General features: G+C 69.2%; 5 protein-coding genes. 2 read left to right on the forward strand and 3 right to left on the reverse strand.

Annotated elements, in window-relative coordinates:
- Positions 1 to 6: 6 nt before the first annotated feature.
- Positions 7 to 333, forward strand: a complete 327-nt coding sequence (locus ACQFZP_RS18060) for a hypothetical protein (RefSeq protein WP_211892326.1) — start codon at positions 7 to 9, stop codon at positions 331 to 333.
- A 217-nt stretch (positions 334 to 550) separates the two neighbouring features.
- Here ACQFZP_RS18060 and ACQFZP_RS18065 read toward each other — a convergent pair whose 3' ends face one another.
- Positions 551 to 1,888: an ArgE/DapE family deacylase gene (locus tag ACQFZP_RS18065; RefSeq protein WP_211892327.1), complete on the reverse strand. Its 1,338-nt coding sequence runs from the start codon at positions 1,886 to 1,888 to the stop codon at positions 551 to 553.
- 74 nt (positions 1,889 to 1,962) lie between these two features.
- Positions 1,963 to 3,309, reverse strand: coding sequence for an MFS transporter (locus ACQFZP_RS18070; RefSeq protein WP_211892328.1), 1,347 nt, complete (start codon positions 3,307 to 3,309; stop codon positions 1,963 to 1,965).
- 251 nt (positions 3,310 to 3,560) lie between these two features.
- On the opposite strand from ACQFZP_RS18070, the gene ACQFZP_RS18075 reads away from it, so the two are divergent.
- Positions 3,561 to 4,763 carry a helix-turn-helix domain-containing protein gene (locus ACQFZP_RS18075; protein ID WP_249312740.1) on the forward strand — a complete coding sequence of 401 codons (1,203 nt, stop codon included), beginning with the start codon at positions 3,561 to 3,563 and terminating at the stop codon, positions 4,761 to 4,763.
- 230 nt (positions 4,764 to 4,993) lie between these two features.
- Here the strand turns inward: ACQFZP_RS18075 and ACQFZP_RS18080 are convergent.
- The coding region (locus ACQFZP_RS18080) for an HNH endonuclease signature motif containing protein (RefSeq protein WP_211892329.1) at positions 4,994 to 6,201 on the reverse strand (1,208 nt) is incomplete at its 5' end.

Below are 6,201 nucleotides of genomic sequence, written 5' to 3' on the forward strand. Positions count from 1 at the left end.
CTCTCTGTGAACGCGCGCGCAGACGAAGCAGGCCAGCAGTCGGAACCCGAGCTGATGCTCCGCGTCCGCGAGGCGTACCTGCGCACGCGGGAGCTGCGCTCGCGCCTCGCCGCCCTGCGCAGCGAAGACCTGCACCTGCCGGATTCGCAGTCGCTGTCGCTGCGCGATCGCGCCGAACGTCAGGCGGCTGACCGTGAGCGCCTCGAGGCGGAGCAAGCCACGAAGCTCGAGCTGGACGCCGCCGAACGGGCGCTCGCCGACGCCGAGGAAGCGGTGCAGGATTCCCTCAGCGGCAGCGGCGACGAGTGGATGCACGGGGCCGGCACGCGCTGAGAAGCGACGGGGCCACCCGCTGGGGCGACGCGGAGGTGACCAGGGAAGGTCGAGCGAGCAGACATCGAGCGAGCAGACGATGCTGACCGCGAGGCAGCGCCGAACCAAGCCTGGGTATCCCGGGACGCGCTCGGCCGCGCAGACTCTCGAGCGTGAGAGCCGGCGCGGCCGTTGCGATGGATCGCCGGTGTCGGTGCCGTGAAGTCGCTGCTGGCGTCTACTCGACCCCGCACCATTCGGCGATGAAGAGCGCGATGGACTTCGTGATGCGGCGCACGGACTCGAGGTCGACGCGCTCGTCGTAGCCGTGGATGGCTTCGGAGATGGGGCCGTAGACGAGGGCGGGGGTGTCGGCGTACTGCGCGAAGACGCGCCCGTCGAGGTAGCCGGGGGTGACAAACGATTCGAGCTTCGCCCCGTCGAAGGCGGCGCTGTGGCTGCGCTCGAGCGCCTGCTCGGCGGCGCCACCCTCCTCGAGCACGTATCCCTCGGCGAAGAAGCCCGTCTTCGTTGCCGTCGTGGCGATCGTGTTGCCGTTTGCATCCACGGTGACGGCGGCGAGCGCATCCGTGATCTCGGCCCAGGCCGAGTCGGCGGTGATGCCCGGGTAGAGGGCGACGCGCACATCCACTTCGCACCAGGCTGGCACGCTGGAGCCCCAGTCGCCGCCCTGGATCTTGCCGACGTTGAAGTTGATGGGGTGGTCGAGCTCCTCGAAGTAGCGGTGCTCGCCCTGCTTCGCGTTCCAGGCGGCCTCGAGCTTCCGCAGCTCCCCGATGACGAAGTAGGCGGCGTCGATGGCGTTGAAGCCGGTCTGCATCTCGCGCGGGTGGGTGGGCTTGCCGTCGACGCGGAGGCGCAGCCAGATGACTCCGGTGTTGGCGCGCACCAGCATGTCCTCTTCGGGTTCCGGGATGAGGACCGCGTCGGCCGTGTAGCCGCGCAGGTGGGCCGAGAGGGAGCCGTTGCCCGTGCACTCCTCTTCGACGACGGACTCGAAGTGGATGCGCCCGGTCGGGGTGAGGCCGGCGGCGCGGACGGCGTCGAAGGCGTAGAGGTTGGCGACGAGGCCGGCCTTCATGTCGCCGCTGCCGCGGCCGTACAGCCAGCCGTCGCGCACGGTGGCGTCCCACGGGGAGCGGGCCCACTGGCTCTCTGGTCCCTCGGGGACGACGTCGATGTGGCCGTTGAGGATGAGCGAGTTCCCGCGCTCTTCCTGGGGTGCGAAGGTGCCGACGACGTTTTCGAGGCCGTCGTAGGAGATCTCGACGGCGCCGGCGCCCGGGTGGGCGGCGAGCTCGTCGGGGTCGAGCTGCCAGCGGTCCATGGCGAGGCCGCGGCCGGCCATGGCGCCGTACAGGAGGTCCTGCGCCGAGGATTCGTTGGCGCGCAGCGACGGGTGGCGCACGAGCTCCTGGGTGAAGGCGATCTGGCGGTCGAAGGCGGCGTCGACGGCGTCGAGGATGCGCTGGCGCTGATCGTCGGTGAGGGCGCCGGCGGGTGTGGTGGCTGCGCTGGTGCTGGGGCTGGCGGTGGGTGTGGTTGGCGTGGTCATGGTCGTGTCCTGCTTTCGCGTGTGGTGCTGCCGGGCAGCTGTGCCCGGCGTGGGGAGGGAGCGTTTGTCTGCGCTCAGGAGGCGGCTTCGTCGATCTCGACGATGTCGTCGCGGAGGCGCATCCGCTCGCCGAAGGCGCCGCCGATGACGGTGATGACGCAGATGCCGATGAGGACGAGGACGGCGGGCCACGATGATCCGTCGCCGACCGTGATGAGGGCGGTGGCGATGAGGGGCAGGAAGCCGCTGATGGCTCCGGCGAGGTTGTAGCCGAGGGAGACGCCGCTGTAGCGGAGGCGGGGTGGGAAGAGTTCGGCGAGGAGGGCGCCGGTGACGGCGTAGGAGAGGGTGATGAGGGCGATGCCGATGCTGACGGCGGCGATGATGGCGATGGGGCTCTCGGTGTCGATGAGCCAGAAGAGGGGGAAGGCGGCGATGCCGGTCGTCAGGCCGCCGACGACGGTCATGCGGCCGGGGCCGAAGCGCTCGGCGAGGCGGCCGGCGAAGATCGTGACGCCGATCTGGAGGACGGCGGCGATGAGGGTCGCGTTGACCATGACCTGGCGGTCGACTTCGAGCACGTTGGTGCCGTAGGAGACGACGAAGGTCGTCATCATGTAGAAGCCTCCGACGCCGAGCATGGCGGCGGCGACGGCGACGAGGAGGCGGAGTCCGGATTTCCGGAAGAGTTCGACGACGGGGACCTTGACCTGCTCGCCGGCGGCGGCGAGCTCCTGGAAGACGGGCGACTCTTCGACCTTGAGGCGGATGTAGAGGGCGATGCCGAGGAGGGGGAAGGCGAGGAGGAACGGGAGGCGCCAGCCCCACGCGTCGAAGGTCTCGGGCGGCATCATGAGGACGAGGGCGAAGGCGCCGGATGAGACGAGGGTGCCGACGGGGGAGCCGATCTGCACGAGGGCGGCGAAGCGGCCGCGCATCTTCTCGGGGGAGTGCTCGATGGCGATGGTGGTCGCGCCGCCCCATTCGCCGCCGACGGCGAAGCCCTGCACGAGGCGGAGGACGGCGAGCATGACGGGGGCTGCGATGCCGACGGCGAGGTAGTCGGGGAGGACGCCGATGAGGCCGGTCGCGCATCCGATCATGACGATCGTGGTGAGGAGGGCGGGGCGGCGGCCGTAGCGGTCGCCGATCCACCCGAAGACGACGGCGCCGATGGGGCGGGCCGCGAAGCCGACGCCGAAGGTCGCGAAGGCGGCGAGGGTGGCGCCTGCCGGGTTGAGGTCGGTGAAGAAGAGGCGGTTGAAGACGAGGGCCGCGGCGGTGCCGAAGAGGAAGTAGTCGTACCACTCGAGGGCGGTGCCGACGAAGGCGGCGAAGGCGATGCGCCGCGCTTCTTTGAGGCTGACTTTGGGTGGGGCGGCGGGGGCGCTCGGGGTCGATGTCTGCGGGTCGTGGGACATGGTGGCTCCGATGTTGGGGGAAAGGCCTGCATGTGAACGTGCACGTCTGCGGTGACGTTGGTGTACCTATGCAACCCCGCCATGGCAGGGTCGGGCAATCGCCAGGCCCACTCGATTGCACGCCTAGGATGGGCAAATGCACAATCTAGATTGGTTTTGAGCCGGTGAATGACGCGTCTGTTTCGGCGCCGTTGCAGCGCGGTATCCGATCGTGTCTCGACGACCTTGACGAGATAACGGCGTTGTACGTGATGCAGGTGCGCACGCTCACGGGTTATGTCGAGTCGGTGATCGCGGAGCGCGATGTGCACAGCACGGCGTTCACGACGCTTGGGCTCATGTTCCGGCAGCTCGGTGGGGAGCGGCTCGAGGACGAGCTGCGGGCGCACTCGCGAGCCATCGGGCGCAAGCGCGTTCGTCAGGGGGTGCCGCTCGAGTCGCTGCTGCGGGCGGTGCGGATGGACTTCCGTTTCATCTGGCAGGCGCTCAACGACCGCTTGCCGGGGGAGGCGGATCGCCTCTCTGATGATGTGGTCGCGATCTGGGAGGTTGTGGAGGCGCACACGACGAGCGTGCAGTCGGGGTACATGCTCGAGCTGGGGCAGGTGAAGGCGGAGCTCGAGCAGGAGCAGGCGTTCCTGCTTCGTCGTCTGCTGCGCGGTGGTGTCGACGACTCGCAGTTGCATGTGCAGGCTGCGGAGGCGCTCGAGATTCCGCTTGTTGGTCCGTACTGGGTCGCGGTCGCGCATCAGGATGCGGCGGCGAGCTTCGCCTCGGACGTGCGGGCCGTTCTTCCCGCGGCCGTGTGCCTGCGCCTTGATGGTGTGGAGTTCGCGGTCGTTGCTGGCTCGTCCGGTGTGGGGTCGGCTGGCGTGGGGTCTGCGGGCGTTGAGTCGGCCGGCCTGCGGCCTGTTGGGCTGCGGTCTGCTGGCGCGGGGTCTGCTGGCGCTGAGTCGGCCGCCTTGGGCTCCGCTGGTCTGCGCTCTGCTGGTCTGCGCTCTGCTGGTCTGTCTGTGCAGTTGGGGCTCGCTGATCTGCAGGTGGGTGTGTCTCAGTCGGCGGCGACGCTGTCGTCGTTGAGTGGGATGTGGCAGTTGGCGTCCGAGTTGGCTGAGTTCGCGGTTCCTGGGCGGGCGGCGCTGCTCGCGCAGCATTGGCCGAGTCTGGTCGTGCGGCGGCTTGGGCTGGTCGCGTCGAGCCTGGCTGCGGATTCGCTTCGGGATTTTGCTGTCCTGCCTTCGTCCGAGCGGACTCTGCTGGTTGAGGCCGTCGAGGTGTACATGGCTACTGGTTCGGCGTCGAAGGCCGCGGGGGCGCTGTTCTGTCACCGGAACACGGTCATGAACCGACTGGCGAAGTTCGCGTCGGTGACGGGGCTCGACCCGACGGTTCCTGATGACGCGGCCACGATCAAGTTGGTTCTGGCGGCGGAGAGGAGCGCACGGCAGGGTTGACGGCGGGACTGGTGTTTCGGGGGCTTCTGGCTGGGTCTCGGCTCCGACCGTTGGGCTGTCCGTGGTTTTAGAAGTCCTCGCTTGATCAGAGTCCTCGGTCGATCAGAGTCCTCGGTCGATCAGAATCTTCGGTCGATCAGAGCCGTCCGTTGATCAGAGCCGTAGGTGGAATGGTGCCGTCAGTTGATCAGGGTCGCGGGTCGGCGGGTTAGTTCCCCCTGCCTCTGGTTTCAGGGTCTTCGGTTGATCCGTGGGCGTGCGGCTTGGACGCTGTTGGTGGTGTAGCTGCGGCGGCGCGCGGTTCTGCGTGGGGCGTGGTGTCCGAGCGTGGGCACGACGTGCCAGCGTCCGCTGCTGCCGTTGATGAGGACGAGCCGTCCCCGGTGGACTTCGTGGTGGTGGAAGGAGCAGAGCAGGATGCCGTGTTTCACGTCGGTGGGTCCGCCTTCGCTCCAGGGCGTGGCGTGGTGCACTTCGCACCAGCGCACGGGTGCGCTGCAGCCGGGCGCCCGGCATTGCCGGTCTCGGATCGCGATCGCGCGGCGTTGGGCGGTGGTGAAGAGTCGCTGCTTGCGGCCGAGGTCAAGAATCTCCCCGGCGCTGCTGCGGGTCGCGACGCGGATGAAGCGGTCGCACATCAGCTGCGCGGCGACACTGGGTGGGACGGGGTCTCCGGTGCGCTCCAGGTGGGGGACGTCTTCGGGTCGTGTCGCTGTTCCGGCGATGCCGGCTTCGGTGGTGACGATGATGACGGTGGGGGCTTCGCCGCCGGTTCTGGGCGCGTCTGGTGACTCGGCGTAGGCGCGGACGACCATCGTGAGCGCGTCGATGCGCTGCTGCTCGATCGACCGCGGGTCCACCAGCGGAACCTCGACTTCGTCGTTGTCGCTGTGCGCGTTGTCTTCGTCCAGCGGGTGCTCGTCGGCGCCGAGCGCGGGGGCGAGGGGTTCCCCGCACTCGGACGCGGCCGGGGACTCCACCCTGCGCCGGGGCGAGAGCAGTGCATCGAACACCGACAGCAGCTGCTCGCCCTGCTCGGGCGTCGCCACGAACTTCCCGGTGACCGCGCCGTCGCTGCGCCGGGAGATCCACAGGCCGCGCTCTTCCGCGATCTTGTCGGCCCGCGGCTCGTCACCGTCCGGGTCCAGGTACGACACCCACGTCGCCGCCTGCACCTCCAGCACCTTCGGCACGGCCGGCTGCTCGTCTTCCAGGTTCACCCCACACGCTGACGCGACCAGCTCCATCTCGGCCCGCTCGAGCTCGCCGACGCCCACGCGGTTCCCGGTGCGATCCAGGCCCTTCGTGATCGCCGACGCCTGCGCGATCGACATGACCGCCGACCCGACCGCCTGAGATACGGCCGGATACCTCGCCGGGATCGGCTCGCCCGTGACGCTCATCCGCTCCCGCGTCGCCGCGGCCACCCGCACCAGCG

Source organism: Pseudoclavibacter sp. Marseille-Q434 (genome assembly GCF_050315415.1).
Lineage (GTDB): Bacteria > Actinomycetota > Actinomycetes > Actinomycetales > Microbacteriaceae > Pseudoclavibacter.

What these genes read in the sequence shown, in the direction of transcription:
- ACQFZP_RS18065 (WP_211892327.1), bottom strand. Translation starts at nt 1,888, where the DNA reads ATGACCACGCCAACCACACCCACCGCCAGCCCCAGCACCAGCGCAGCC.
- ACQFZP_RS18070 (WP_211892328.1), bottom strand. Translation starts at nt 3,309, where the DNA reads ATGTCCCACGACCCGCAGACATCGACCCCGAGCGCCCCCGCCGCCCCA.
- ACQFZP_RS18075 (WP_249312740.1), top strand. Translation starts at nt 3,561, where the DNA reads ATGCAGGTGCGCACGCTCACGGGTTATGTCGAGTCGGTGATCGCGGAG.